Origin of the sequence: Helicobacter pylori (assembly GCF_030062585.1) — a bacterium.
In the GTDB taxonomy this organism is placed as follows: domain Bacteria; phylum Campylobacterota; class Campylobacteria; order Campylobacterales; family Helicobacteraceae; genus Helicobacter; species Helicobacter pylori_CN.
Window position 1 is genome coordinate 490,978 of sequence record NZ_CP071935.1, and the last position, 25,628, is coordinate 516,605.

At 40.0% G+C, this 25,628-nt stretch carries 27 protein-coding genes; 10 read left to right on the forward strand and 17 right to left on the reverse strand.

The features are described 5' to 3' along the window. Positions 1-44: 44 nt before the first annotated feature. From J5F42_RS02325 to J5F42_RS02350, 6 genes are all read left to right on the forward strand, one after another. Positions 45-359 (forward strand): thioredoxin family protein, encoded by a 315-nt coding sequence (locus J5F42_RS02325; protein WP_078297023.1) that lies wholly within the window; start codon positions 45-47, stop codon positions 357-359. 360 nt (positions 360-719) lie between these two features. Continuing rightward, the gene (lpoB, locus tag J5F42_RS02330; protein ID WP_001962338.1) at positions 720-1,352 is read left to right on the forward strand and encodes a penicillin-binding protein activator LpoB; all 633 of its coding nucleotides are present in this window, start codon (positions 720-722) and stop codon (positions 1,350-1,352) included. Positions 1,353-1,375: 23 nt separating this feature from the next. Then, a complete protein-coding gene (locus J5F42_RS02335; protein WP_000795976.1) occupies positions 1,376-1,903 on the forward strand; it encodes an LPP20 family lipoprotein in 528 nt (175 codons plus the stop codon). Positions 1,904-1,910: 7 nt separating this feature from the next. Further along, the gene (locus J5F42_RS02340) at positions 1,911-2,252 is read left to right on the forward strand and encodes a hypothetical protein (protein WP_000824771.1); all 342 of its coding nucleotides are present in this window, start codon (positions 1,911-1,913) and stop codon (positions 2,250-2,252) included. 9 nt (positions 2,253-2,261) lie between these two features. Then, a complete protein-coding gene (locus J5F42_RS02345) occupies positions 2,262-3,173 on the forward strand; it encodes an LPP20 family lipoprotein (protein WP_097699029.1) in 912 nt (303 codons plus the stop codon). 411 nt (positions 3,174-3,584) lie between these two features. Further along, positions 3,585-3,764 carry a hypothetical protein gene (locus tag J5F42_RS02350; RefSeq protein ID WP_097699030.1) on the forward strand — a complete coding sequence of 60 codons (180 nt, stop codon included), beginning with the start codon at positions 3,585-3,587 and terminating at the stop codon, positions 3,762-3,764. On the opposite strand, the gene J5F42_RS02355 is transcribed toward J5F42_RS02350, so the two are convergent. The 13 genes from J5F42_RS02355 to J5F42_RS02415 all read right to left on the reverse strand — a co-directional run bounded on the left by J5F42_RS02355 (position 3,761) and on the right by J5F42_RS02415 (position 13,839). Next, a complete protein-coding gene (locus J5F42_RS02355) occupies positions 3,761-5,995 on the reverse strand; it encodes an outer membrane beta-barrel protein (protein WP_283491491.1) in 2,235 nt (744 codons plus the stop codon). The two genes, J5F42_RS02350 and J5F42_RS02355, sit on opposite strands and share 4 nt — an antisense overlap. A 201-nt stretch (positions 5,996-6,196) precedes the next feature. Continuing rightward, a complete protein-coding gene (gene mnmE / locus J5F42_RS02360; protein ID WP_198972976.1) occupies positions 6,197-7,549 on the reverse strand; it encodes a tRNA uridine-5-carboxymethylaminomethyl(34) synthesis GTPase MnmE in 1,353 nt (450 codons plus the stop codon). Continuing rightward, on the reverse strand, positions 7,542-8,339 hold the full coding sequence (locus J5F42_RS02365) for a Jag N-terminal domain-containing protein (RefSeq protein WP_001180787.1): 798 nt from the start codon (positions 8,337-8,339) through the stop codon (positions 7,542-7,544). The genes mnmE and J5F42_RS02365 overlap by 8 nt, the downstream gene beginning before the upstream one ends. Further along, the gene (gene yidC, locus J5F42_RS02370; protein ID WP_097699033.1) at positions 8,339-9,979 is read right to left on the reverse strand and encodes a membrane protein insertase YidC; all 1,641 of its coding nucleotides are present in this window, start codon (positions 9,977-9,979) and stop codon (positions 8,339-8,341) included. The genes J5F42_RS02365 and yidC overlap by 1 nt, the downstream gene beginning before the upstream one ends. A gap of 5 nt (positions 9,980-9,984) precedes the next feature. Beyond that, positions 9,985-10,338 (reverse strand): membrane protein insertion efficiency factor YidD, encoded by a 354-nt coding sequence (gene yidD / locus J5F42_RS02375; protein WP_097699034.1) that lies wholly within the window; start codon positions 10,336-10,338, stop codon positions 9,985-9,987. Continuing rightward, a complete protein-coding gene (gene rnpA / locus J5F42_RS02380) occupies positions 10,325-10,810 on the reverse strand; it encodes a ribonuclease P protein component (RefSeq protein WP_078246504.1) in 486 nt (161 codons plus the stop codon). Before rnpA ends, yidD begins: the two co-directional genes overlap by 14 nt. Continuing rightward, positions 10,770-10,904 (reverse strand): 50S ribosomal protein L34, encoded by a 135-nt coding sequence (rpmH, locus tag J5F42_RS02385; RefSeq protein ID WP_001847286.1) that lies wholly within the window; start codon positions 10,902-10,904, stop codon positions 10,770-10,772. The genes rnpA and rpmH overlap by 41 nt, the downstream gene beginning before the upstream one ends. A gap of 71 nt (positions 10,905-10,975) precedes the next feature. Next, a complete protein-coding gene (locus J5F42_RS02390) occupies positions 10,976-11,377 on the reverse strand; it encodes an ExbD/TolR family protein (RefSeq protein WP_000755082.1) in 402 nt (133 codons plus the stop codon). A 10-nt stretch (positions 11,378-11,387) separates the two neighbouring features. Beyond that, positions 11,388-11,840: a TonB-system energizer ExbB gene (exbB, locus tag J5F42_RS02395; protein WP_000661837.1), complete on the reverse strand. Its 453-nt coding sequence runs from the start codon at positions 11,838-11,840 to the stop codon at positions 11,388-11,390. Positions 11,841-11,842: 2 nt separating this feature from the next. Then, a complete protein-coding gene (gene smpB / locus J5F42_RS02400; protein WP_000766487.1) occupies positions 11,843-12,301 on the reverse strand; it encodes an SsrA-binding protein in 459 nt (152 codons plus the stop codon). After that, positions 12,298-13,101: a 4-(cytidine 5'-diphospho)-2-C-methyl-D-erythritol kinase gene (locus J5F42_RS02405; RefSeq protein WP_283491492.1), complete on the reverse strand. Its 804-nt coding sequence runs from the start codon at positions 13,099-13,101 to the stop codon at positions 12,298-12,300. The genes smpB and J5F42_RS02405 overlap by 4 nt, the downstream gene beginning before the upstream one ends. Next, positions 13,101-13,331 carry a carbon storage regulator gene (locus J5F42_RS02410; RefSeq protein ID WP_000906447.1) on the reverse strand — a complete coding sequence of 77 codons (231 nt, stop codon included), beginning with the start codon at positions 13,329-13,331 and terminating at the stop codon, positions 13,101-13,103. The genes J5F42_RS02405 and J5F42_RS02410 overlap by 1 nt, the downstream gene beginning before the upstream one ends. 19 nt (positions 13,332-13,350) lie before the next feature. After that, positions 13,351-13,839, reverse strand: coding sequence for a peptidylprolyl isomerase (locus J5F42_RS02415; protein ID WP_198929817.1), 489 nt, complete (start codon positions 13,837-13,839; stop codon positions 13,351-13,353). A gap of 123 nt (positions 13,840-13,962) precedes the next feature. Between J5F42_RS02415 and J5F42_RS02420 the strand changes: the two genes are divergently transcribed. After that, the gene (locus J5F42_RS02420; RefSeq protein WP_097699036.1) at positions 13,963-14,742 is read left to right on the forward strand and encodes a hypothetical protein; all 780 of its coding nucleotides are present in this window, start codon (positions 13,963-13,965) and stop codon (positions 14,740-14,742) included. 289 nt (positions 14,743-15,031) lie between these two features. On the opposite strand, the gene J5F42_RS02425 is transcribed toward J5F42_RS02420, so the two are convergent. Next, positions 15,032-15,556 carry an acyl-CoA thioesterase gene (locus J5F42_RS02425; RefSeq protein ID WP_001135623.1) on the reverse strand — a complete coding sequence of 175 codons (525 nt, stop codon included), beginning with the start codon at positions 15,554-15,556 and terminating at the stop codon, positions 15,032-15,034. A 139-nt stretch (positions 15,557-15,695) separates the two neighbouring features. Here J5F42_RS02425 and J5F42_RS02430 point away from each other — a divergent pair, with 139 nt between their 5' ends. From J5F42_RS02430 to J5F42_RS02440, 3 genes are read left to right on the forward strand one after another with little or no spacing between them, the layout of a single operon-like run. Next, positions 15,696-16,550, forward strand: coding sequence for an SDR family oxidoreductase (locus J5F42_RS02430; RefSeq protein WP_097699345.1), 855 nt, complete (start codon positions 15,696-15,698; stop codon positions 16,548-16,550). Further along, positions 16,543-17,523, forward strand: a complete 981-nt coding sequence (locus tag J5F42_RS02435; protein ID WP_000921461.1) for a FecCD family ABC transporter permease — start codon at positions 16,543-16,545, stop codon at positions 17,521-17,523. Before J5F42_RS02430 ends, J5F42_RS02435 begins: the two co-directional genes overlap by 8 nt. Then, the gene (locus J5F42_RS02440; protein ID WP_000242349.1) at positions 17,523-18,290 is read left to right on the forward strand and encodes an ABC transporter ATP-binding protein; all 768 of its coding nucleotides are present in this window, start codon (positions 17,523-17,525) and stop codon (positions 18,288-18,290) included. Before J5F42_RS02435 ends, J5F42_RS02440 begins: the two co-directional genes overlap by 1 nt. A 347-nt stretch (positions 18,291-18,637) precedes the next feature. Here the strand turns inward: J5F42_RS02440 and J5F42_RS02445 are convergent, their stop codons facing one another. The 3 genes from J5F42_RS02445 to murJ form a co-directional block, all read right to left on the reverse strand. Next, positions 18,638-22,498 (reverse strand): vacuolating cyotoxin family protein, encoded by a 3,861-nt coding sequence (locus tag J5F42_RS02445; protein WP_283491493.1) that lies wholly within the window; start codon positions 22,496-22,498, stop codon positions 18,638-18,640. Positions 22,499-22,722: 224 nt separating this feature from the next. Beyond that, a complete protein-coding gene (cysS, locus tag J5F42_RS02450; RefSeq protein ID WP_283491494.1) occupies positions 22,723-24,120 on the reverse strand; it encodes a cysteine--tRNA ligase in 1,398 nt (465 codons plus the stop codon). Continuing rightward, positions 24,121-25,581 carry a murein biosynthesis integral membrane protein MurJ gene (murJ, locus tag J5F42_RS02455; protein WP_283491495.1) on the reverse strand — a complete coding sequence of 487 codons (1,461 nt, stop codon included), beginning with the start codon at positions 25,579-25,581 and terminating at the stop codon, positions 24,121-24,123. Between the last annotated feature and the right edge of the window lie 47 nt (positions 25,582-25,628).

Genomic DNA, 25,628 nt, shown 5'->3' on the forward strand with positions numbered 1-25,628 from the left:
TGCTATACTTCGGCGGTTGGGGGAAATAAAAAATAAGGATTATCATGTCAGAAATTATTAACGGGAAGAATTATGCAGAGAAAATCGCTCATCAAGCGGTGGTGGTTAATGTGGGGGCGAGTTGGTGCCCGGATTGCAGGAAGATTGAGCCGATCATGGAAAATTTAGCCAAAACTTACAAAGGCAAGGTGGAATTTTTTAAAGTTTCTTTTGATGAGAGCCAGGATTTAAAAGAGAGCTTAGGCATCCTCAAGATCCCTACTTTGATTTTTTACAAAAACGCCAAAGAAGTGGGTGAAAGGCTTGTAGAACCTAGCTCCCAAAAACCGATTGAAGACGCCTTAAAAGCGCTATTATAAAGGGCGTTAAAGAGTCTTATTGTCAAAATAAGAGCTTGTAAAAATCTTTTTTAGCCCTTTTTTGATAGGGGGCTAACTTCAAATAGCTTTTATATTATTTCTTTAATCTCAAAAAATCGTTTTTATCGTTTTTAAATCAGCATGTTTGTTAAAAAAGTTCCTTTAATTAAGCTAAAAATGAGCGAATATGTGGTATTAATGCTTGCAGTGTGAAATTTGTAGGGCTAAAACTTGTAAAATGTGAAAAAAAAGACGCATAAAATGCTAAAATCCGCAAAGACACTGTGTGTTTAGATTAGAAGTTTAAAATTAGGAACGGAAGTATCTGTTTTAAATTTTGAATAGGGAGTTTCTATCATTATGGTATTGAAAACAAAATTAAAAATTATAAGCTCGGTGATTTTGAGTACTTTATTGTGGGTGGGTTGCTCAAGCGAAATGGCGACTTATCAAAATGTGAACGATGCCACTAAAAATACGACTGCAAGTATTAATAGCACGGATTTATTGCTAACCGCTAATGCGATGTTAGATTCCATGTTTAGCGACCCTAATTTTGAGCAGCTCAAGGGCAGGCATTTGATTGAAGTTTCAGATGTGATTAACGACACCACGCAACCCAATTTGGACATGAATCTTTTGACGACCGAAATCGCGCGGCAGTTGCGGTTGCGATCTAATGGGAGGTTCAATATCACAAGGGCGAGTGGAGGGAGTGGCATTGCAGCGGATAGCCGAATGGTGAAACAGCGCGAAAAAGAACGAGAGAGCGAAGAGTATAATCAAGACACCACTGTAGAAAAAGGCACTTTGAAAGCCGCTGATTTATCTTTAAGTGGTAAAGTATCCAGTATCGCAGCCTCTATTAGTAGTTCTAGGCAGCGCTTAGACTATGACTTCACCCTAAGCCTTACCAATAGGAAAACGGGTGAAGAGGTATGGAGCGATGTTAAGCCTATTGTGAAAAATGCTAGCAATAAGCGTATGTTTTAAATTTATATTTGAAAGGATGAACAATGAAAAATCAAGTTAAAAAAATTTTAGGGATGAGTGTGATAGCAACGATGGTGATCGTAGGTTGTAGCCATGCCCCAAAATCAGGTATCAGTAAAAGCAATAAGGCTTACAAAGAAGCGACTAAAGGTGCTCCTGATTGGGTTGTAGGGGATTTGGAAAAAGTGGCGAAGTATGAAAAATATTCAGGGGTCTTTTTAGGAAGGGCTGAGGATTTGATCACCAATAATGATGTGGATTATTCCACTAACCAGGCTACAGCGAAGGCTAGGGCTAATTTAGCGGCGAATCTAAAATCCACTTTACAAAAAGATTTGGAAAATGAAAAAACTAGAACGGTAGACGCTTCTGGTAAAAGGTCCATAAGCGGCACTGATACTGAAAAAATTTCTCAATTGGTGGATAAGGAATTGATCGCTTCTAAAATGCTTGCCCGCTATGTCGGTAAAGATAGGGTTTTTGTTTTAGTGGGCTTGGATAAGCAAATTGTGGATAAAGTGCGCGAAGAGTTGGGCATGGTTAAAAAGTAGGGTTTTAATGAAACGCCTTGCTATCGCGCTTGTTTTGGTGTTGGGAGTGGCGTGGGGGAAGTCCTTGCCTAAATGGGCTAGGGATTGCTCAAAAGAAGTGCAGATTGAAAAGACCCAAACCAAAGACGAAAAAATTTTAGTGTGCGGGATGAGCGATATATTGCTTTCAGATATGGATTATAGCTTGTCCTCAGCCAGACAAAACGCCTTAGAGAAAGTGATGGAAGCTTTCAAGGGGGATAAGATAGAGATTAAGGCTAGTGAGCTAAAGGCCACTTTTATTGATACGGATAAAGTTTATGTGCTTTTAAGGATTACTAAGAAGCATGTCGCTTTAATGAATGAGTGAGGATTAATAATGAAAAAGATTATTCTTGCATGCCTTGTGGCTTTTGTGGGTGCCAATTTAAGCGCAGAGCCTAAGTGGTATGGCAAGGCCTATAACAAAACAAACACCCAAAAAGGCTATCTTTATGGGAGTGGTTCAGCCACTTCTAAAGAGGCTTCTAAACAAAAAGCGTTAGCGGATTTAGTGGCGTCTATTAGCGTGGTGGTCAATTCACAAATCCACATTCAAAAAAGTCGTGTGGATAATAAGTTAAAATCCAGTGATTCGCAAACGATTAACTTAAAAACCGATGACTTGGAATTGAATAATGTAGAAATTGTCAATCAAGAAGCACAAAAAGGGATCTACTACACTAGAGTAAGGATCAACCAAAACTTGTTTTTGCAAGGTTTAAGGGATAAGTATAACGCTCTTTATGGGCAGTTTTCCACCTTAATGCCTAAGGTTTGTAAAGGGGTTTTTTTACAGCAATCCAAGAGCATGGGGGATTTATTGGCTAAAGCGATGCCTATAGAAAGGATTTTAAAAGCGTATTCTGTCCCGGTGAGTTCGTTAGAAAATTATGAAAAAATCTATTATCAAAACGCTTTCAAACCTAAAGTGCAAATCGCTTTTGATAACAACAGCGATACAGAGATTAAAAACGCTCTCATAAGCGCTTATGCCAGAGTGCTAACCCCTAGCGATGAAGAAAAACTCTATCAAATCAAAAATGAAGTTTTCACAGACAGTGCTAATGGCATCACACGCATTAGAGTGGTTGTTAGCGCGAGCGATTGCCAGGGCACGCCTGTGTTGAATAGGAGCCTTGAAGTGGATGAAAAGAATAAGAATTTTGCTATCACGCGTTTGCAATCTTTGCTTTATAAAGAACTGAAAGATTATGCCAATAAAGAAGGGCAAGGCAATACAGGGCTATAAGTAGGGTATTAATCCTGCTTTGCGCTTATTGATTCAGTCTTACAGCGTTGTTGTTTTGTGTGGTGTTTTGCACCCATTAAAATAATTCTCTGAAAGTTTGTGGCTTTTGTTCTCGCCAAATAAACTAAAACATCATTCAACACTCTTTATCCCACAAGCTCATCTAAAACCACACCCGCTAAAAACTAAAATCCGTAAAAACTAAAATCTTTTTTTAGGAGCCAACGCAAGCGAGCTTATTTGAAAAAACCGAATGGTTTTGGGCGTTCAAATACCCAAGCTAGGGTCTATCTTTTCACCCCACAAACCAACAAACTTTTTTAAAAGCTGACGCATTTTTAAACTAACTAAACGCCTAAAAAAGGGCGTTTGAGAACGAAAGGAAAAGAAAGCAGAAAACAAACAAACGAGATGCAAAAAAGCTTCAACGAGTTTAAAGAAATCACGCAAGCGATACAAGAACAAAAAGAGCGAACACTAACGCCCACGCTTAAAATAGTGCACAAAACAGAACCAAAACCGCCTAGCAATATAACAGACGCTAAAAAGAGCGTTTTAGAGCCAGAGTTAAAGAATATTTTTAACCCCTAGAAAATCCACCCGTAATTAAAAAACACTTTAAAATGGCTGCCCCCTTCATTCAGGGTGATAGAATTGGTGGTTATGCCATTACTAGAAACGACCCTAGATTTCAACTGGACTAAAGGAACGCTAATGCCTACAGAATATTTAGAATGCTTGTAGCGGTAATTCAACCCACCGGTCACATTTAAATTACCGCTCCCTTTGTATTGGTTCAACAAATAATAACTGTTGTATAAGCCCCTTAACCCCCCAAACACCCCAAGAGAGGAAGTGAACACTTTTTTGGTTAGATTGTTTTTAGGGTTCTTTTCGTTGGTGTAATTGGTGATGAAATCAAACAACACATCCATCCCCACGCCATAGCTTAATTGTTGGATTTTTTCGTTATTGGCTTGAGCGTAGTTGTATTTGATGATGCCATAAGAAGATAACCCTAGGTAATCGTTAAAATATTTTTGATAGCCCATTTTAAGATTAACGCCTAATAGGGGGGCTCCAAAGGGCCGTGAGGTTTTTGAAGTGCGATAGGTAGTGGTGCTAGATTTAGTAGATGAAAGGCTTTGACTGATCGCGCTAAGCATAGTGGTCGCAAAATCTTGCGTGTTCAAACTAGCGTTTAAATAGTTGGTTTGGCTGCTCAAATTAGTGTAATCCACCGGTAGGGCGTTTTGATCAATGAGTTGCTGCCAAACCGCGCTGGTAACGCCTATAAGCCCGGCGGGGACTTGAGAGCAATCGGTATAAATGGAATTGGGGTAACTGCTAGGGAAAGCGGGCTGATTTTGGCCGCCAAAACGAGAACACACATCATAGGTAGAGCCATCGGTGTCTCGCACTTCATGCCCGTTGTCAAACACTTGCACTTCTTGTCCATTCACTTGCTCTATTTTCCCGCCCTGACAGCGCTCTTCTGGCCCATTGTTTTCTTCACACATGCGCACCCTTTGATAAGTCATGTTCCCGTTATGCGTATAGCCTAAAGTATGCCCGTATTCATGGATGATGTCTCTTAATTGCATGATGGCGACTTTATTCAATTCTTTGCCAAACAGTATTTCAGGGTCTAAGAAAGGAGACAATATCCCTAAAGCGCCAAAATTGGTGCCATCATCGCCTGGGCCATTCGGGCCGCCATATTGAGATCCTAGCCCTAAATCCCCTCCTCTTGGGGGCAAGAGATTCACATAAAGATTATTCGTAACTCTATAGCTATAGATAACATCTTGCGGCGTTAAAATCACTGAGCCTGTTTGCCCGTTTTCTATATTGTATTCATCTCCAGCGTTTTTAGCGATCAATTTAGGATCAACAAGCCCATCGTTGTAAGGATTCACGCATGTAGAATAATTAGAATAACATGGCTTTGACAGGTTGTTGTCGCTAAACTGAAAGGGGGCGTTTTTAACGGCATCTTCCCAAGATTTAGAATCAAACACCGCCATCATGTTCAGCATTAAATTGGTCAAATTTTTAGCGTCTTGAGAGGTGAAAGGCGGCACTTTAGCCACGCAATTTGCTTGGTTTTCGTATGGGGGGCATGGGGGTTTAGAGCCAGTGCCGTTACCGCTAGAAAATTGGTTGTAATTGATATAAGTCATTTGAAGATTGGTTGTAACCTTGCTGAGCTTGTTAAACAGATTCTGCGTGCTGGCATCAGAAAATCGTGTGGTGTTGGTTTGGAGTTGCTGGAAGCCATCGGCGTTAAGCTGTGGGTCGTTAAACAAGCTTGCGGGCAGAATGATTTGAGATTGTTTAGGGATAGTCTCTATCACGCCCAAACTGACCACATTGCCTTGATCGTCCGTGTAACTCAGCTCAATGTTGTTCAAGTTATAAGGCAAGAAGTTTTGTATCATAATCAAGCTGTTATTGCCATAGCCAGCTTCTTCAGCGCTTTCTTGGTTGTAAGCGGTTACATACACAGGGGTTAAAGAATAAAAGGTTAGGTTGGTGATATTGTCCTCTGCAAATAACTCAGTCGCATTCTTTAAAATGGTGCTTTGGGAGATGTAGTATTTCCCATAGGTGCTTTGAGGGGTAATGGGTTTTGGTTTAGGTTTGGTTTTTGTTGAGTGGTGGCTTATGGTTTGTTCTTGAGTTTGTGTGCCTTGTAATAGCCCGGTTTCAAACCCAGCTTCTATGAAAAAGCCGTCTTTTTGGTGTTTTTGGTAGGCTTCTACAGCGGTAAATGAGCTGATTAGGGACAAACAAATCGTTTTGCTGGCGAGTTTTAACATGAAATCTCCTTAATGGTCTTTTTTAACATTTTTACTCAAAAGTAGTTGATAGCATGTATATATTTTAAACTAGCTTATTTTACCCCTTTTTGAAAAATGGCAGTATTGTTTTTGCAAATACGGATACTAAACGGCGCTAATGGGTAAAAAAGTCTTAAAAAGTAGCGCTAAAAGGGGTTTTAATCCATGCTTTAAGCGGTTTCATTTGCCTAAGCAAAATTCGCTGAACATGCTATCAAGCATCTGGCTGGTTTCATAAGGGCGGGTGAGCAAGTTCAAGTTTTCTATCGCGCTTAAAATATGATAAGAAAAAAGCTCTAAAGTGTCTAAATGGCTTTTAGCGTTTTGCAATTCAATAATGGCGTTTTCTAGGGCGGTTGTTTGGGCTAGGGAAGTGAGCAAGAGCTTGTTTTGGGTGTCTAGTTTGGGGAAAAAGGCACTGATTTTTTGGCTCAAATCTTTCAAGCAAGTCTTGGAATTTAGGGTGTTGGTTTCTAGGATAGAATAAGGGATTTTAAGATAAGATTTTAAAATTTCAAACTCTAGTTTAGGGGCTAAATCGTTTTTATTCAAAACGACAATGCAAGGCTTTTTAGCGCGATTAAGGGTGTCCATAAGATTAAAATCTTCTTTTTCTAGGGGTTTAGAAAGATCAAACACGCCTAAAATGATGTCGCAATTTTCTAAACTTTTAAGGCTTTTTTCAATCCCTAAACGCTCTATTTCATCCGCGCTCTCTCTAATGCCAGCGGTGTCAATCAAGCGCACCTTATGCCCTTTTAGTTCGATGACTTCTTCTATGGTGTCTCTTGTCGTGCCTTTAATATCGCTCACCAAAGCCCTTTCTTCTAAAAGCATGGCGTTTAATAGGGAGCTTTTGCCGGCATTGGGTTTGCCAACAATGCTTAAAGCATGCCCCTTATTCCTTTGTTTTTGCGCGTTAGAAAAATCCAATAAATCTTTAAAAGAGGCGATTTGTTTTTCTAAATTAAAAGACACTTCCTTTAAAAAATCGCTAGGAATGTCTTCTTCGCTATAATCAATCAAAACTTCTGAACTCGCCAAAAGCTTTAAAAGATCGTTCCTAGCCTCTTCAATAAAAATTTTTAACTCGCCCTTAAGCTGCCTGGCTAGAGCGTTTAAAACGCTTTCATCTTCACAAAGGATGAGCTGAACGCTCGCTTCAATCTCGCTCAAATCCATTTTATGGTTTAAAAAGGCTTTTTTACTAAATTCCCCCGCTTTAGCAAGCCTAGATCCTAAATTCAAACAAGCTTGTAAGATATTTTGCGCTAAAAGGGGGCTTCCATGGCATTGGATTTCGCACACATCTTCACCGGTGAAACTATAAGGGGCTTTGAAATAAATGACTAACGCTTTGTCTAATAAAACACCATTAGAAAAAATATCGCACACATAAGCGTATCTGGGGGTGAAGTCTTGTTTTTGGGTGAGTTGTTTGAGGATGTTCAGGGCGTTATGGCCGCTGATTTTAATGATGCTAATCGCTCCCTTGCCTAAAGGGGTAGCGATAGCGGCGATGGTGTCATTCATTGTTAAAGTCGTTGATGACGATGTATTTTTCATCGTTTAAATTGGTTTTGATGGAAACATATTTATTAGGGAACGCTTTTCGTAATTTCTTTAAAGCGATATAGGTTAAAACGCCATCAGGGGCTTTCATCTGCCCTTTACCCACTTCATGCACGGTCATGATCACGCTTTGGAGCTGCGTTTCCATAACCTTTTCTTGGTTTTGTAAAAAAGTGGAGATTTCTAAGCGGATACTATAGCCATAAGCAGGGTGGATCCAATTAAAAAGCAAGTAAGAAAGGGCTTTGTAACGATAACCCTTTTCGCCAATTAAAAGAGCGGAATCTTCGCCATCAATATCAATCAATAAAACCCCCGGTTCATAAAGGCTGACTTCCACTTTATTGATTTTATAAGGCAAATGGGAGAATAAGTCTTTCAATTCTTGCTTAATTTCATGGAGTTTGTCCCCACTATGAGATTCTTCTTTAGGGTTTTTTTTAGAGGGTTTAGGGGTGATTTTTTCTTCTTGAGGCGTTTCTGTTTCTAATTTTTGTTTTTTTTCTTCTATATTGTTTTGATGGATTTCTTTCGTGTTGGTTTCTTTAACACTCTCTTCTTTAACCTCTTTAACGCTTTCTTTAACGCCCACTAGAATAATGGCTTCTTTTTTACCGATATTTAAAAAACCTTTAGAGGGCGTTTGAATGACTTCATATTGCAAATTGATAATGGGGCAATTCAAGGCGATAGAAGCTTGAATGAGAGCCTCTTCTAAGGTTTTAGCTTTGATTTCAATAGGATTTTGCATCAATGTTCCTTTTTGTTTTGCGCATGCATGCGTTTTTTATTCTCTAAGACTTTATTAATGATGAGTTGTTGCAACACCGAAAGGATGTTGTTTGTGGTCCAATACAAGACTAACCCTGCAGGGAAAGTGATTAGAAAGATCGTGAATAATAGGGGTAAGAGTTTAAAAATCTTCGCTTGCATGGGATCGGTCATGGTGTTTGGCGTAACGCTTTGGTGCCAATACATAGACGCCCCCATAAGAAGCGGTAAAATAAAATACGGATCCATGATGGATAAATCATGGATCCATAAAACCCACTCTGAGCTTTTCAATTCCACGGCGTTATAAAGCACTCTATAAATCGCAAAAAACACCGGGATTTGTAAGATTAAGGGCAGACAACCCCCTAGCGGGTTAGCCCCATGTTTTTTGTAAAGCTGCATCATGTGGGCTTGCAACTTTTGGGGCTCGCCCTTGTATTTTTCTTGGAGCTCTTTCATTTTGGGGGCTAATTCTTTGAGCTTTTGCATGCTCACCATGCCCTTATAGCTTAAGGGGTAGAGGACAATGCGCACGATAATCGTTAAAAGAATGATAGCCCAACCCCAATTACCCACAAATTGATACAAATAATCCAGTAAAACAAACACGCCTTTAGCAAAGAAAGTGATCAAGCCATACTCTATCACATCAGTGAGCATGGGTGAAATCGCTTTCAAAGAGCGGTAATCTTTAGGGCCAATATAGCCATGCAAATTCGCTTCATTTTTAAGGGAAATGAACCCTAAGGGGTTTTTAGTGCCGATTTCTGAATCAATTAAGGCTTCAAAACCTTGAGGATCTTTAGTGAAAAGCAAGGTGGTGAAATACCTATCCACGCTAGATAAAAAAAGGGTGTTAGAAAAGCGTTTGATTTCTTTAGCGTCTTTATCTTCAATTTTTTCAATTTTTTTGTCGTTGTTTTCTAAAAGCACGCCTGAAAAGGTGTAGCTGTCCAAATCAGCCACCGGCCTGTAACCATTGGTGATCACATAGCTAGGGATAAGGTTATTGGGCGATTTGAATGCGATTTTTAAATCATAATGCAAATCATCATAGAAAGTCAGGGTTTTAATGATGCTAAGAGCGCCTAAATCTTGGGTTAAAACAAGCTGTTCATTAGGCCCAAGAGTGGTTTTTGAAGCGCTATAAGGGGTGTTGAACGCTTTGTTATTGAGTGTGGGGTCTAAAAAACGCACTTCTAAAGGCTTGAGTTTATCGGCCGCTAAAAGGGGGAGCTCTTTTAGGGGGGGTTGCACGTTTTCTTTGGAGCTAAAAAGATGGCCCACATGCTCTAAAAAGCCCTTTTGTTTAGGGGTTAGATACTTTTTATCCTTGAGATAAACCTGTTTGATGCGCCCTAAAAAGTCAATTTCAATCCTGGCATGCTCAAAAGAAATGGTGCTTAACAAATTCTCTTGTGGGGTTGTTTGAGTAGCGCTAAAAGCGTTGGGCGCGTTAGGACTTGTTGTTGTGTGGTTGTTGGTTGTTTCTTGCTTTGTGGTTTGGGTTGTTGTTTTGTTTGGTTTTTGGAAAAAATAGCTATAAAGAGCGATAAACAAGAAAGACAGAGCGATCGCTAAAATCAAGCGGAGATTATTATTGTTGTTTTTATCCATTGTGATTAAACCTTAATGATGTAGTAAGTTGCGTGGCTTTTTGTGGGAACGAGCCAAAAAGTGATGGTTTTAAAATTGCGATTAGAATCTTTATGAGATTGGAGCAAACTAGGGCGTTTCAAGCGAGTGATAGGGTAAGCAATGCCCCCAGAGCAAAAAGGGTTGCATGAGAGTATCCTTATAGCGATTTTACCCATAGCGATTAGGGGGTTTTCAAAACAGAGCAACCACAGAGCGTAGTTGGAGCAAGTGGGGTAAAACCGACAGCTTGAAAAAGTGAAAGCCGAAAAAAAGCGTTGGTAACCCCTAATTGATGCCGTAAAAATCGCGCTCAAAAAAGGCATTTTATTGTTTCGCATAGGTATGAGTCATTCCTTTTTTCAAGTCTTTTAAGGCTTTGTTCATATAGTTTTTAATGGAAGTTAGCATTTCTAAAAAATGTTTTTCTAAAGCCCAAAAATCCAAATGGCAACAATCGCTTCTAGGCACAAACACCAAAGCAAGCCCTTGACAAAGTGCAGCATGCTTTAATGTAAGCGAACGCAAACGGCGTTTGATAAGGTTTCGTTTCACGGCGTTGCCGACTTTTTTGGACACGCTCAAGCCTAATAAATAAAGCGTTTTTTTGTCTTTAAACCTACAAAAGAGCGGATCTTTAAAACCCTCTTTTCCTTTTGGCGGCTCTTTTGACAAATCCAAAACAAAGAGCGAAAAAAAAGGGTTGTGTTTTTTAAACCCCTTTTGATAAACCCTGTCAAACTCACTCTTGTTTTTTAAAGAGTCATAGGGTTTAGACGGAAAGCTTTTTTCTGCCCTTAGCTCGTCTGGCATTAATCACCTTGCGCCCGTTTTTGGTTTTCATTCTCACAAGAAAGCCATGGGTTCGCTTTCTTGGTGTGTTGTGTGGTTGGTAAGTGCGTTTCATTTAAAACTCCCTTGATAAAAATTAAACATAAACACAGATTTTAGCTAAAGAATGCTAAAAATTGACTAAAACTAATTTTTTTGATTCTTTTTATCTTCAACAAGAATGTAAAGCTGCTTCAAATTGTTCGTTTGCAATAAATCCACGACTTTGATAAAGTTATCCAAATTGCTTTTCTTATCGCCTTGCAAGACAATAGGGGTGTCTTTAGCCAAAGTGGAAACCTTGTGTTTTAAATTTTCAAAGCTGATTTCTTTATCGTCAAAATAAAAAGAACCCTTATTAGAAATAGCGATCGTAACTTGTTTTTTGTCCAACACGTCTTTAGAATCAGTGCTGTCTTTATCCACTTGAGGAATGCTAATAGGGAGCTTTGAAGTTTGCACAAAAGACGCCGTTGTAAGCACGATCACTAACAACACAAGCATGATGTCAATGAAAGGCACCACATTCATGGATTCTACTTTTTTCACCGCTCAATCCTTAGGCTTTGTTGTAAATCTCATGGGATTGCGTGTCAACCGGGTGGTGGAAAATATCCCATTTAGTGACTAAAATCTCGCTTTTTCTCACTAGCAAGTTATAGATCACAATCGCAGGGATCGCTACCAATAACCCCATGCCAGTCGCTTTTAAAGCAAGGGCTAAATTAGTCATGATCGCTTTAGTGTCAATGCCAGAAGCGGATCCTAAATCCATAAAAGTGAGCATGATCCCCATAACCGTTCCTAAAAGACCGATATAAGGGGCGTTAGAGCCAATCGTGGCCACTAAAGTCAGTCGTTTGTGTAGGGCTAGCTCTAACTTGCGCCTGTCTGTGTAGTCATCCACACGAAGAGTGGCAAAAAACCACAACCTTTCTATTGCGATCGCTATAACGATGACGGATAAGAAGATCAAAAACCCTATAATCCCATAATCTACCATTTCTTTCATTATTATCCTTTAAAGTGGTGTTTTAAATCAGCAAGAATTTCTTTATTGAGTGCTTTTTCTTTAAGACTTTGTCTTTTGTCGTGCAATCTTTTTCCTTTCACTAAAGCAATTTGGATTTTAGCTCTATTTCTTTGGTTAAAATACAATTTCAACCCTACGATACTCAAGCGTTCTTTAGACGCTTCCATTTGCCATTTCAATAATTGCTTTTTGTGTAAAAGCAACTTACGCTCTCGCCTTTCATTGGGCTTGTAATACGCATGGATTGTATCTAAATATGATATATGAACACCAAATAAAAAAGCTTCTCCTTTGATTATTTTAACAAAATTATCTTTTAAATTCACCCTAGTTTGCCTCAAAGCCTTCACTTCAGAGCCTAAAAGCGCTAATCCTGCTTCTAAAGTTTCCAAAATTTCATAATCAAAATAGGCTTTTTTATTACTGGCAATGAGTTTCATTCGCCCCCTTTTTGTGCAGGCTTGAGCCTAAAAAACGCGCTCCCGCTCCCGCTAAAAAACCACTCCTTACTGAGTTGGCTTTCTATATCTTTGAGGGCAGGGTTAGCGCATAAAGCTGGCTTTAAAAGATCGTTTAATTCGCTTCTGTCATAAGTCTTTAGGCATTCTAAACTCGGTTTTTTAAGCCACTCTTTAGCTTGAGAAAAGCAAGTTTCAGGCTTATAAGCTTGATAGATGGCTTTGGTGTTGCAAAAAACATGATTTGGCGCATAGATTTCTAGGCGATTTTCTAAAGGCTCTTCTTCAAAATTTTCAATGACTTCGCCATAAGAAGTGGCGTTAGCGCTTTTGTATTGCGAGATGAAAAAGTTGGTGTCCGCGCCCACTAAAGATCCCATGCTATAAAGCTCTTTTAAACTCAAACGCCAGTCAAAAATGCGATTTAGATGATACAACAGCCCCCCAGCATCAGCGCTCCCACCGCCTAACCCGGCTTGAGTGGGGATGTTTTTTTCCACTTCAATCGCTAGGGTGTCTAGGGATTTGATGACAGAATGAGAGAAATTTTTTGATTTTAAAAAATTCTTTAAAATTTGGAGGGCTTTAAAGAGCGAGTTTTTTTCTAAAGGGCAGTCAAAATCCCCTTTTAGTGAAAAGGAAAGCGCGCTTTTGACGCTAATAATATCCTTTAGCTTATCTTTGACTAAACACATGCGAGAAATAAGCTTATGATAAGCCCCTTCTTTGTGAAGGATCTTTAAAAAAATATTGACTTTAGGATAAACTTCAAAAACATGCATCAAGGCTTAATGACCTTTTTGATGTTTTCTAACAAGCTTTCATCTACGCACACAGAAGCTTTTTGGTTTTCGCTCACAATGGCTTCTTTGAGTTCAGCGCGCAAAATAAGGGTGCTTTCAGGCGCTTCAAACCCTAAACGCACACTCCCTCTATCTATGGAAATGACTTTAATGTGGATGTTATCATCAATGACAATCCCTTCATTAACTTTGCGGCTGAGTATGAGCATGTTTAATCTCTTATTCCTTTTATAGAGAAGAGCTAAACACAACGCTCTCTATAATATCGCCTTGTTTGATTTTGTCCAAAACGCTAAGGCCTTCTGCACTAGTGATCTTGCCAAACACGGTGTGTTCGCCATCTAAATGGGGCAAATCCACAAAACACAAGAAAAATTGACTCCCCCCTGTGTCTCTCCCAGCATGCGCCATAGAAATAGAGCCTCTTTTGTGCTTGTTGGGGTTATGGGCCACTTCGCATTTAATGCGGTGTCCTGGCCCACCTGTGCCTGTGCCATGAGGGCAACCTCCTTGAGCCACAAAGCCGGCGATCACACGATGGAAGTTAAGCCCGTTATAAAAACCCTCTTTAGCCAAAGTTACAAAGTTACTGACCGCTTGGGGCGCGTCTTTGTAAAAAAGCTCTAGAGTGATATGGCCTTTATTGGTTTTGATCGTAGCGTAAGCGGTTTTTGCAAGCTCTTCTTCTTTAATATCATAAGTTTTAATTGGATCCATCATAAACCTTTGCGATAAGCTTTTGTCATTCAAATGCTCTATTATAGCAATAAATTAAAACAAATGGTATTTTAGCCGATAGTGTTGTAGGATACTTTTAAAATTTAAGCGGTAAGTTGGATAATGGCGTTTTGGCATAAAAGATTAGCGGTTGGTTGTTGTATCGTTTTATTCTCATGCATGATGAACGCTAATAACATTCAAATCGTTAGAGACGATCCGCCCCTTGATCCAACGCTCCCTGCATGGGTTTATTCTGTTGCGTTATTGAAAGTGTATTTTAGCGATGGGACTTATAAAGAAGGCTATGCGACTTTGCTCAAAAACGGGCGTTATATCGCTTCTTCTGAAACGCTTTATTCTAATGGCTTGTACCCTAAAATGATTTTAGCCAAAATGCAAGACAGCAGCGCTAAAGAGCTGATTTGTATAGCCAGCTTACACCTTGAGGCGATGGATAGGGATCAAGGGCTTTCGCTTTTAAAAACCGCCGATTTTAGAGACGATTATTGCCATAAAAGAGAAGAGAGCTATTATCATGCAAGGATTTACACAAAATACGCTCAAACTTTTCATTCAAATCCCTATACCAATCAAAAAACACCCAATTCTGATCTCTACTACCCAGCGTTGAATGAGGGGAATTCTTTTTCTATACAGATAACGGGCATTTCTGTGGCTGAACTTTTAAAATCTAAAAAGTTTCTTTCGCTTGATAGTTCTTTTAAAAAGGGGAGCGTGTTGTGGGGAGGGAGGCCTTATTTTAGCGAAGTGGGGGAGTTTATGGGAATGGCTAGTAGCACTTTAGAAAACCAAAAAAGTTTAGTGATTATCCCTAAAGAAAAGATCGTGCAATTTTTAAACGCTCTAAAAAATCAAAATATTTTTCAAAACATTCCCTAGATTTAAGCAAACCTTAAGCTTTCTATGACTATAATTTCATTTCCTTGTTTCAGCAAGGGCTTTTAAAAAGCCGCTTGNGAGATTGTGAAATCCTAGCGTTTAGCCAAATTTTTAAAATTCTTGGCACTTATAGAGTGAAAAGCAACGCTTTTTTAGTAAGACTAGGCAGTCATAGCGAGTTGTTTTGAACCGCCCACACCACTCATAACGCTTAAACTAATCGCTCACCAACTACCCCTTTTTTAGGGGTAAATTTAGGGTTAAAACACCGCTTACGCTTTTTTGCTTTTTAAACACCCTCGTGTTTGCCGCTTTTCAAATACCCTCGTGTGCGCATTTCCTTGCGCTTCAAAGCCCCTTCATAACGGCGGATTTCAACCTCTGTTTTAGGCTCGTATTTGGGCATGGGGGTGGGTTTGCCATTTTCCACAGCCACCATCGTGAAATAGCAAGAATTAGTGTGCGTGATTTCACGAGTTTTAATATCTTCGCTCAAAACCTTAATCCCCACTTCGCACGAGGTGTTGCCCACATAATTGATACTGGCTAAAAAAGTGAGCAAATTCCCTACAGGAATGGGGTATTTAAAAGTAACCCCATCCACGCTTAAAGTGACCGTTCCTTTAGCGCAATAACGAGTCGAACACACATAAGCCACTTTATCCAACAAATTCAATAATTCCCCCCCATGCATGACATTGTTGAAATTAGCGGTTGTAGGCACGACTAAATAGCTCATCAATAATTTAGTGCGATCCGCTGTGTCTATAGTAAAATCAAAATGGCTAGAATGCGATGATTGTATTTGAGGCATTGCTTCTCCTTAATTAAAATTGGTGTTAAAAATGTTTTTTGTAAAAAACATTCCAAGAACTATATGTTAGTAAAAATTAAGTAATATTGAGTGAATATTAGAGGAATTATAAAAATAATAAGAGGGTTAGCGTTAGATAATGGGCGTTGGAGAGAAAAAAGAAAGCCAAAAGGTGGCAATTATCACTGGGGCGAGTTCTGGGATTGGGTTAGAGTGTGCATTAATGCTGTTAGATCAAGGGTATAAGGTCTATGCGCTCTCTAGGCATGCGACTTTGTGCGTAGCCTTAAACCATGCGTTATGCGAGAGCATTGATATTGATGTGAGCGATTCTAACGCTTTAAAAGAAGTGTTTTCAAACATCAGCGCTAAAGAAGATCATTGCGATGTTTTGATCAATTCCGCCGGTTATGGAGTGTTTGGGAGCGTAGAAGACACGCCTATTGAAGAGGTTAAAAAGCAATTTAGCGTGAATTTTTTCGCCCTTTGTGAAGTGGTGCAACTCTGTTTGCCCTTACTAAAAAACAAGCCCTACTCTAAGATTTTCAATCTTTCTTCCATAGCAGGGCGTGTGAGCATGCTCTTTTTAGGCCATTACAGCGCGAGTAAGCATGCCTTAGAGGCTTATAGCGATGCCTTGCGTTTAGAGCTTAAACCCTTTAACGTTCAAGTGTGTTTGATTGAGCCAGGCCCGGTGAAAAGCAATTGGGAAAAAACCGCTTTTTCAGTTGAGAATTTTGAGAGCGAAAACAGCCTTTATGCGTTAGAAGTGAATGCGGCTAAAAGCTTTTATGCGAGCGTGTATCAAAACGCTCTAAGTGCTAAAGCCGTGGCGCAAAAAATCGTTTTTCTTAGCATGAGTCAAAAGATCAAGGCTCGTTATTTGATCGGCTTAAAAACCCAATTATTGTTAGCGTTGTATAGAATCCTCCCGAGTAGCTGGTATGATTCTTTGTTCAGATTAATCGTTCTTAAAAGGAAGCGTGATGCTTAAAACCTATCATATTGCATTAGCTTGCGTGATTTTAGCGGTGGTGGTGCTGTTGTTTGGAGGGGAGTCCTTGAGTTTGGAAGAATGGCAAGAAGTGTGCCTGAATGTGAAAAACCACTTTTTGCACAATGAAGAACTGAGCTCTTTAAGTGTTATTATTTTAGAAATACGACTACCACGAGTGATCTTAGCGCTTTTAGTGGGGGCGAGTTTGTCCGGGAGTGGGGTGGTGATGCAAACGATTTTTAGAAACCCCTTAGTCGATCCCTTTTTACTAGGGATTTCTAGCGGGGCGATGCTAGGCGTGGCGATGGCGATAGCGGTAGTGGAGTCTAACATTGCGATTTTAGCGTTTTTTGGGGCGATTTTAGCCAGCCTTGCTGTCTTAGCGATGAATAGGGTTTTGGGTAATTCCGTCCTTTCGTTGGTGCTTTCAGGGGTGGTGTTGAGCGCGTTTTTGAGCGCACTAGCTGGGGCGATAAAATTCTTTGTGATCCCCCAAAAAGCGCAAGCGATTGTCGTGTGGCTTTTAGGGAGCTTGTCTTTAAGCAGTTATAAGGATTGCTTGATCGCTTTCATAGGGCTATCTTTAGGCTTTATCCCGCTTTTTTTGTTAAGGTGGCGTATTAATTTATTGAGCTTGAGCGATGCGCAAAGTTTGAGCTTGGGGATTAACCCGGTGTTATTGCGATCGCTTTGTTTGGTGTGCGTGAGCGTTGCGAGCGCTTTAGCGGTGAGCGTGTCCGGCACGATTGGCTGGATTGGGTTAGTCATTCCGCATGTGGCGAGGTTGTTTTTTGGGGCGAATTTACAAAAATTGCTTTTAAGCTCTTTGTTAATGGGGGCGTTTTTCTTGCTTTTGGCGGATGTGGTGGCTAAAACCATTACCCCCTATGATTTACCGGTAGGCATTGCGACAAGCGTTTTAGGAGCGCCTTTCTTCTTGTGGCTTTTATTCAGGACTAGGGGGGTGTGATGGTATTAGAAGTTAAAAACCTGTCCTTTAAATATTCTCAAAAACTCATTTTGGATAAGTTGAGTTTTAGCGTGCCAAAAAACAGCATCACCAGCATTTTAGCGCCTAATGGCTCGGGTAAAACCACGCTTTTAAAATGCCTTTTAGGGCTTTTAAAGCCTTTAGAAGAAACCGAAATTAAAGCGTGTAACAAAGACATTTTACCCTTAAAGCCTTATGAAAAAGCCAAACTAATCGCTTATATCCCCCAAGTGGAATATTATGCGTTTAATTTCAGCGTGCTAGATTTTGTTTTAATGGGGAAGGCGACGCATTTGAATCTGTTCGCTATGCCTAAAGCTAAGCACATTAAAGAAGCCACTAGCGTTTTAGAGCGCTTGGATTTAGAATCCTTAAAAGATCAAGGCATTAACGATTTGTCCGGCGGTCAAAGGCAAATGGTGCTTTTAGCCAGAAGTTTGTTGCAAAGAACGCCCTTATTGTTACTAGATGAGCCTACGAGCGCTTTAGATTTAAAAAACCAAGCCCTTTTTTTTGATGCGATTAAAGATGAGATGAAAAAACGAGAATTGAGCGTTTTAGTCAATATCCATGATCCGAATTTGGTTGCCAGGCACTCCACGCATGTGGTCATGCTCAAAGATAAAAAACTTTTTTTGCAAGCTTCCACGCCAATCGCTATGACTTCACACAATTTAAGCGCGCTTTATGACACGCCCCTAGAAGCGATCTGGCATGATAACAAGCTTGTCGTGTATGCGTTGTAGGGGTTGAATTGCCCAATCGCTAAAAATGATTAGGACTTTTAGGCTGATGTTGAGAAGAGGGTTTGGTTCTCGCTCTGTGTCCCTATCATAGGGATTTTACAGAGTTTAGTCATCTAGGGCATTCGGTCTTTGCATATCATCTCCAAAGGCGTAACTCCCCAACACTTCTTGCCGTAGATACGAATGTTTGGGGATATTATACGATATTACGCTATGAATTGGTGGCGTTCATTCTAAACGCTAAAGGCGTTTGGGATTTCTGCTTGAGTGGGTTAAACTTTTTCTTTTGTAAGATTTCTTAACCCCCATGCCAAAGCATGGGTTTTAGAGCGATACTTAGATCGGTGTTAGAAACTATACCTCATTCCTAAATTGGAAGCGAAATGGCTTGCGTTGGAAATCAAATTGTGCAAATAAACCACGCCCAAATTCAAAAACACTTCTTTAGCCAATCGCAATTCCCCACCCATCATCGCTCTTGCATAGGTGCTTAAAGGACTGCGAGCGGCATTGATTTTAAAGGTGTTTAAAGACGCCACATCATTCGATCCAAAGTGAGCGAACTCTTGTAAAACTCCAGCGTTCATATAGAAGTATGAAGTGTCCCCATAATAATAGCGCGCTTCCACATTAGCACTAGCGTTGAATAAATGCTGACTGCTAGAGCCATTACTCAAAGCCACTTGATTGGTGCTGTTGCTTTTAAAGTTGGTTGAACCTAAATGGTTATAGCTCACGCCCACGCTTGGTTTTAACACTAAAGCGTTCCTAAAAAACGCGAAGTCATAACCATAGCTCGCTCTTGCTGCAGCACTATAGGCTAAGTAATTATAGCTTTGATTCAAATCTCGCAGTAGAGCGCTTTTGAAATTCAAGCTTGATTGATCGCTCCCTAGCGCCCCTTGAGCTTCAAAGTCAAATTCATGCTGGTTGGCAAAAATACGGCTATACACGCCAAAATTAGCGTTATTGGCCCCAGAGTTAAGAGAGTTCGCTTGATTGCTAAAAGAGCTATAACCATAGCTTCCAAACCCGCCCACAATGGCTTCCACTTCCCCATTAAGATAAGCGTCTACCCCTGCGCTTGTGCCATACAATGAAGCGTTGCCACCGCTATTCAAGCTCGCTCCCCCAATAGCGTTAGCCCAAACATTGGTGGGTTTTTCATATTTGGGGGCAAATTGATACAACACTTCCGCCGCGCTTTCTAAAGAAGCGAATTTTTGACCTTTTAAAGCTTGTAAGCGTTGAGCGAACGAGTTAATATGGTTGGTGTGTCTCCTGGAGAGATTGACTAAACGAGAATTTAAAATCATCGCATTGCTCAAGCTCAAAGTTTGTAAGCCGCTTTGTTTATGCTCTAAACTGGCTACGTTGTTTAAAGTGGTAGTGGCCGCATTCAATTGCTTGGTGATTTCACCGGTGCTTGTGTTATCAATCATTTGTCTGGCATAACCCGCATCATGGCTATCAATCAATAAGGTTTGTAAGAGATCCCTGCCTTGCGCGCCTGAATGAGTATAAAGCGTGTCAATATCTTTAGAGCGGTTAGCCAATTCAAACACGCTTTCAATAGTGCCAAAATCATGCTGATTGATAGCGACTAAATTAGGAGTGGCGCTGTGAGCGAAAGGAGCGTTCTTTACGAGGGCGTAGTTAGCAGAACGCGCATTATTAGTGGTGTTTGTAGGTAAGTTGGTGGTATTATCACCATTCTCAGTAGGCGTAGAATTGCCTAAATAATACACCGAAATTTTAGAGCCGTTAGCCGTTTTACTGATGCCTATATTTTTCCATGCCTTACCGATAAGATACTTGTAATTGTCAGGGTTGTTCACCATGCTTTGATTGCCGATAGCCATACCGCATGCTTTAATGTCATCAGTATTTCGCACCACACAAGTATCCATGCGGTTATTGTTGTTATAAAGGGCTAGGCGCTCTTTGAATTGCTCTTCTAGATTAACATTACTAATGCCATTGGTACCTGTAGAAACATTACCATAACCAATGATTTTCGCTTTCAATAAAACATGCTCTGTATTTTTAATGAGATCTTGAGCGCTGTTAATCTTGATGAGCGGTTTGTAAAATCCGGTCGCGCTGTCTATATCATTATTAAACATCATAGCTGCTGCATTGCCTACGCTTAAGGTTGCCACTTGCCCACCTCGGACCAGATAGTTGATAGTGCCTTGATTGTTGATAAAATCCCCCTGAATGGTTAAATTTGAAAATTGACTATAGTCCATGACCGCATTTTGACCCAGGGTTAGATTATTAAACATAAGCTTTGATGTGCCCCAAGGGTTTTCTGGGGTTGAAGAAGCGAATTTTCTGGTGATTTCAACATTTTTAATATTCCTAGCGTCAAAATAATTCCAAGGGCTATAATAAAACTCATTGATAACCAATTTTTCGCCGCTTTTAAATTTAACACCCCCAGAAAAGATTGACCTAGTGCCAGTTTCCAAACGCACGGTATTGATGTGCGATTGACTGCCTATATCTTCGCTAAAATGAGTGTATTCCCCCACACTCACCCCATTGGTTTTAACAATCAATTCATTAATGTTGAAGTTTTTAACGGCCACATTAGTGGAAGCCGTAATGAGCTTGTTGATATTGACCTTACCTGTAACACCACTAAAATCTAAGGTGTTGAAACCACCATTACCCGTATCAATACCTTTAAAATTAGCTGTATGAGCATCCACCTTTAAATTCACAAATCTTCCCAAACTAATATCGTTATTAAAAGTGGCTGTGCCGTTTTTAGTATCCGTACCAGCCTTAAATTCAAAATTCGCGCTTGATCCTGCCAAAGCATAGCCACCCACTTGATTATTCACTCTTAAAGGCCCATCAACGGTGATATTCCCAGTTAGATTTTCCACTAAAAGAGAGCGCCCACTCGCTTGATTGGACAGATTGACACCGCCTTTGCCGATATGCAAATGAGCCGCATTGGTGGTAAGAGAAGCTTTATACCCTCCCACTCTAATCGTGCCATCAGCGTTAGTGTTGATGCGATCAATATTGACAACCGTGTCTTTGCCACCAGCAAAAGGCCCATCAATGACTTGCGTGGGTTGAATTTCTGTTTTTTGCGCACTATTGGGTGGGTTAATGACCTGAGTGTTACTATTGTTTTGAGCGCTGTTTTGTTGGTTGTTGTTAGCATTATTTTGCGTGGTGTTACTAGGTTTATCCTTATAACCGCCTTCTGGAGGGGCGATAATGTTTAGCCCCGCACTTTGCCACAAATCCAATGTGCCAATATGAGTCTTGTTACTAGCGATAATGCCCGCTTGAGCAGCGTTTTTATCGCCCACAGTGAGATGGTTAAAATCCACTTCCCCTGTTACTTTTGAAGTGTTGATCGTGCTGTATGAAGGGGCTAAATACGCTCCCACATATTGCAAACGGCCCATCCACACATTACCATTTAATTTAACGCTGCTTGAAGCCAAATTGAGCGTGGCGCCATCATAAAGAGAAATTTCAGCGTTTTTACTGCTAGTGATCCCTTCTGAAGCTTGCAAAGTCAAAACCGTAGAGCTGGCTTTCCTCCCGGCTCCAGAACCCACACGATTATTGATTTCTACAAAATTATCAATTGAAATATTTTTAGCGTTGAAATTCACTCTCGTGGTGCGATCGGCGCTATCCTTATAGCTTGTGAAAGAATTGCCATTGAATTGGCCCAAGCGTAAAGTGGCTTTTTGCATATTCACGTCTAAATCCCCACCAGTAAAGTTTCTAAGACCTGATAGTTTATAAGTCCCTACAGCGTCTTTCATATCCACTTCAAGCTTGTTCTGCTGCCCGCCTTTGACCCAATAATGCGTAGCGGCATTCCCCCAATCCCAACCTCCATCAATCTTACTGGATAAAAGGGATCTGTATAAGTCGTATTCCTTGTTGGGGAATTCATTAAAGCCTTTTCCTGCTTGAATGCGCCAAACTTTATCGGGTTTATCTGGGGTTTTATTGGCTTCTTCGGCTTGTTTGAGCCCCCAGCTAAGAAGCCCTGAGACCGTTCCTACAGCAGTGCCTGTAGCGATACCTCCAACAATGGCTGGAATGATCACGGTTGTGAAAAAGGCGGCATGACTTTGTTGCGGTATGGCGCTAATCAACGCTCCTGCTAAAACGAGAGAAACCAAAGGGCGATTCATTTTGCGGTGTGTTTGTTGTATTTCCATTTTCTTTCCTTTCTTTTTGTAAAACGATTTTTGCACAAAGGGTGCGACTTTAGACTAGAAAATTTCTGTTGCATTTACGATTAAGGCTATAAATATATAGTATCTACAACCGATATTCAATTTTTATCAAATTAAAGTAAATGAACATAAAACTTAACAGGATTAAAAAGTAATATGGCTGAAATTTTGGGCTAGAATGTGTAAAAAAGTAAAATTTGAAAAGCTTAAAAAAGCTTCTCCCAAATCGTGCCTTGTGGGGTGTCCATCAAAGCGATTTTGTGGTTTAAAAGCTCTTCTCTGATGCTATCGGCTTTTAAAAAATCTTTTTGCTCTTTGGCGCGTTTTCTTTCTTCTATCTTATTTTCAATTTCTTGTTTTTCGCTCTCGCTCACGCCTAATTGGAAATACGCGCTAGGGTCTTTAAACCCGATGCCAAGCAGTTCTTCTATGAATTTCAAATTCGCTAAAATTTCGCCTTTTAAAGCCTTGTTTTTGGGGTTTTGATCCAGTTTTTCATTCGTAGAAGAAAGCATGCTTTCTAAAACGCTCAACGCTTTAGAAACGTTTAAATCATCTTGCATGCACTCTAAAATTTCTTTTTTAAAATTTGGATTTATTCCTCCTAAAGTCCCTAAAACGCGCTGTTTCAAGCGATAGATTTTATCCAAGCGTTTTTTACTCACTAACAAGTCTTCTTCATTGAAATTCAAAACAGAGCGATAATGCACCCCTAGTAAGTAATTGCGCAAAATCTCGCCATCATAGTTTTTGAGAGCGTCTTTAATAAAAAAGCTATTCCCTAAACTTTTAGACATTTTTTCATTATTGATATTCACAAAGCCATTGTGCATCCAGTATTTAGCGATCTCCACGCCAAAGGCGCAACGGGTTTGGCACGCTTCATTTTCATGGTGGGGGAATAACAAATCCGCTCCGCCTGCATGAATATCAATTTGATAAGGGGCGTTAGCGAGCGCTAAAGTTTCAAAAACCATGCTAGAGCATTCTATATGCCAGCCAGGGCGCCCTTTGCCTAAAGGGCTATCAAAGCCCACATCATTATCCCCCTTATAGCTTTTCCACAACACAAAATCCTGCTCAAGCCGTTTTTCTTGCACCAAACCGATACGGCTAAATTCCACACTGCTATTATGCACGCTCAAAGAGCCGTAATCTTTATCCTTGCTCGTGTCTAAATAAATATCCCCATTAGAGACTCTATAAGCGAAATTTTTTTCTAAAAGCGTTTCAATCATGCCCACCATAGCGTCTAAATACTCGCTCGCTTTAGGCTCTAGGCTGGGTTTTTTCACGTTCAAAGCGTTTAAATCCCTCGTGTAAGATTCAATATAGATACTGCTTAATTCTTGAATGCTTTTGTTTTCTTTTAGGGCTTTGTTGATGATTTTATCGTCAATATCCGTGAAATTCCTTACTAGCACCACTTCATAGCCGCTCAATTCAAGCGTGCGCCTTAACAAATCAAAAGCAATCGCGCTCCTAGCATGCCCTAAATGAGCGTCATCATACACCGTAGGCCCGCACACATAAATATTCGCCTTTTTTTCAACTAAAGGCTCAAAAGGGACTTTTTGTTTTAATTTGGTATCATAAATAAACATTTAAAAACCTTGAAAATAATAAAATAAATATAAATGTGTAACCCACGATTTGAACGCTAAGAGTAATAAGATTTCCACGCAAGCGAGGAAAAGAATTACAAGCCATGATTTTAAATTCTTGATTATACCCAAGAATAATTGAAAGCCAAACGCTTTTATCGTTAAAACGAATAAAAATAACCCGCTCAAACTATTCGCTAAAGCCAAACCTAAAACCCCTAACAAAGGCATCAAACTCAAAGAAGCCGCTAAACCTAAAAAAAGCGAAATTAAAGAGATTTTAGCCGCTTTTTTTTGCTCTAATTTCGCATAAAGCCACAAAGAAAAGAGTTTGGTTAGCCCAAAAGGGAGCAAGCCTAAAAGATAGAGCGAAAAGACTTGCGAAGTGATTAGGGTGTCTTTAGGGCTAAATTGCCCCCTTTCAAATAAAAGCTCTGTGATTTCTTTGCTTAACATGATCCCCCCAATGCTGCAAAGAAGCAAAACCCCCACCAAAAAAAACCATGCTTTTTGCAAGCGCTGTAAGATCAAATCCTGCTGATTGTTTTTAATAGCGATCGCAATGCTAGGGAAAAGGGCTGTGGATATGGCTATGGCAAATAAAGCTAAAGGGAGCTGGAAGACTCTATTAGCGTAATACAAATAAGACACGCTCCCGCTCGCCAGAAAAGAGGCTATCGTGGTGTCTAAAAAAGAAGCGATCTGAGCGCTAGAATTGCCTAAAACGCTGGGGAAAAATTGCTTGAAAAACGCTTTTAGGTCTTTTTTAACTCTTTGAGAGCGGTATTTTTTTTTGGCGGCACTTTTGGTCTTAAAGCTCAAAAATCCTTTCCATAATAAATTCAATAAGCCCAATTTCACTAAAGGATAAAAGTGCAATAAAATTTGAGCCACGCCCCCTAAAAGCACGCCATAGCTCAAATAATACAACGCTTCTAAGTGCGTTTTTTCTTTAGAAATGAAAAGGGCTAAAATCATGCATACATTGAGCAAGCTTGTGCTATAAGCGCTGGCAAAAAAGCTGTGTTTGTATTGTAAAAGCGCGCCTAAAAAAGTGGTGATAAACACCAATAAAAGATACCAAAAATTGATCGCTACAATAGGGGCGCATAGCTTGATTGTTTCTTCATCAAAGCCGTAAGCTAGGAGTTTGGTGAGCCATAAGGGATTGAGCGCTACTAATAAGCACCACATGAATAAAACGCCACAAAAAATAAGCCCCACCAAACTAGCAAAGCTCCCTTTAATGGAACTCCGTATGAAGCTCGGTAAAAAGCTTTGAGAAAAAGAACCCTCTGCAAAAATACGCCTGAATAAATTAGGCAATTTGAAAGCCACAAAGAAAATATCGCTATACACCCCAGCCCCTAGAATATTGGCCATCATCAAATCCCGCAAAAAGCCAAAAATCCTAGAGCATAAAATCCCTAAGCTATTGGTTAAAAATATTTTTTTTAGCATACTAGTTGTATTTATTACCTAATTTTCAGTGTTTTTTTGTTAGCATA

What these genes read in the sequence shown, in the direction of transcription:
- J5F42_RS02435 (WP_000921461.1), top strand. Translation starts at nt 16,543, where the DNA reads ATGCTTAAAACCTATCATATTGCATTAGCTTGCGTGATTTTAGCGGTG.
- murJ (WP_283491495.1), bottom strand. Translation starts at nt 25,581, where the DNA reads ATGCTAAAAAAAATATTTTTAACCAATAGCTTAGGGATTTTATGCTCT.
- J5F42_RS02325 (WP_078297023.1), top strand. Translation starts at nt 45, where the DNA reads ATGTCAGAAATTATTAACGGGAAGAATTATGCAGAGAAAATCGCTCAT.
- J5F42_RS02350 (WP_097699030.1), top strand. Translation starts at nt 3,585, where the DNA reads ATGCAAAAAAGCTTCAACGAGTTTAAAGAAATCACGCAAGCGATACAA.
- J5F42_RS02415 (WP_198929817.1), bottom strand. Translation starts at nt 13,839, where the DNA reads ATGGATCCAATTAAAACTTATGATATTAAAGAAGAAGAGCTTGCAAAA.
- J5F42_RS02355 (WP_283491491.1), bottom strand. Translation starts at nt 5,995, where the DNA reads ATGTTAAAACTCGCCAGCAAAACGATTTGTTTGTCCCTAATCAGCTCA.
- J5F42_RS02340 (WP_000824771.1), top strand. Translation starts at nt 1,911, where the DNA reads ATGAAACGCCTTGCTATCGCGCTTGTTTTGGTGTTGGGAGTGGCGTGG.
- J5F42_RS02425 (WP_001135623.1), bottom strand. Translation starts at nt 15,556, where the DNA reads ATGCCTCAAATACAATCATCGCATTCTAGCCATTTTGATTTTACTATA.
- J5F42_RS02440 (WP_000242349.1), top strand. Translation starts at nt 17,523, where the DNA reads ATGGTATTAGAAGTTAAAAACCTGTCCTTTAAATATTCTCAAAAACTC.
- rpmH (WP_001847286.1), bottom strand. Translation starts at nt 10,904, where the DNA reads ATGAAACGCACTTACCAACCACACAACACACCAAGAAAGCGAACCCAT.
- J5F42_RS02430 (WP_097699345.1), top strand. Translation starts at nt 15,696, where the DNA reads ATGGGCGTTGGAGAGAAAAAAGAAAGCCAAAAGGTGGCAATTATCACT.
- J5F42_RS02445 (WP_283491493.1), bottom strand. Translation starts at nt 22,498, where the DNA reads ATGGAAATACAACAAACACACCGCAAAATGAATCGCCCTTTGGTTTCT.
- J5F42_RS02335 (WP_000795976.1), top strand. Translation starts at nt 1,376, where the DNA reads ATGAAAAATCAAGTTAAAAAAATTTTAGGGATGAGTGTGATAGCAACG.
- yidC (WP_097699033.1), bottom strand. Translation starts at nt 9,979, where the DNA reads ATGGATAAAAACAACAATAATAATCTCCGCTTGATTTTAGCGATCGCT.
- J5F42_RS02405 (WP_283491492.1), bottom strand. Translation starts at nt 13,101, where the DNA reads ATGCATGTTTTTGAAGTTTATCCTAAAGTCAATATTTTTTTAAAGATC.
- cysS (WP_283491494.1), bottom strand. Translation starts at nt 24,120, where the DNA reads ATGTTTATTTATGATACCAAATTAAAACAAAAAGTCCCTTTTGAGCCT.
- mnmE (WP_198972976.1), bottom strand. Translation starts at nt 7,549, where the DNA reads ATGAATGACACCATCGCCGCTATCGCTACCCCTTTAGGCAAGGGAGCG.
- rnpA (WP_078246504.1), bottom strand. Translation starts at nt 10,810, where the DNA reads ATGCCAGACGAGCTAAGGGCAGAAAAAAGCTTTCCGTCTAAACCCTAT.
- exbB (WP_000661837.1), bottom strand. Translation starts at nt 11,840, where the DNA reads ATGAAAGAAATGGTAGATTATGGGATTATAGGGTTTTTGATCTTCTTA.
- J5F42_RS02420 (WP_097699036.1), top strand. Translation starts at nt 13,963, where the DNA reads ATGGCGTTTTGGCATAAAAGATTAGCGGTTGGTTGTTGTATCGTTTTA.
- J5F42_RS02345 (WP_097699029.1), top strand. Translation starts at nt 2,262, where the DNA reads ATGAAAAAGATTATTCTTGCATGCCTTGTGGCTTTTGTGGGTGCCAAT.
- J5F42_RS02365 (WP_001180787.1), bottom strand. Translation starts at nt 8,339, where the DNA reads ATGCAAAATCCTATTGAAATCAAAGCTAAAACCTTAGAAGAGGCTCTC.
- yidD (WP_097699034.1), bottom strand. Translation starts at nt 10,338, where the DNA reads ATGCGAAACAATAAAATGCCTTTTTTGAGCGCGATTTTTACGGCATCA.
- smpB (WP_000766487.1), bottom strand. Translation starts at nt 12,301, where the DNA reads ATGAAACTCATTGCCAGTAATAAAAAAGCCTATTTTGATTATGAAATT.
- J5F42_RS02410 (WP_000906447.1), bottom strand. Translation starts at nt 13,331, where the DNA reads ATGCTCATACTCAGCCGCAAAGTTAATGAAGGGATTGTCATTGATGAT.
- lpoB (WP_001962338.1), top strand. Translation starts at nt 720, where the DNA reads ATGGTATTGAAAACAAAATTAAAAATTATAAGCTCGGTGATTTTGAGT.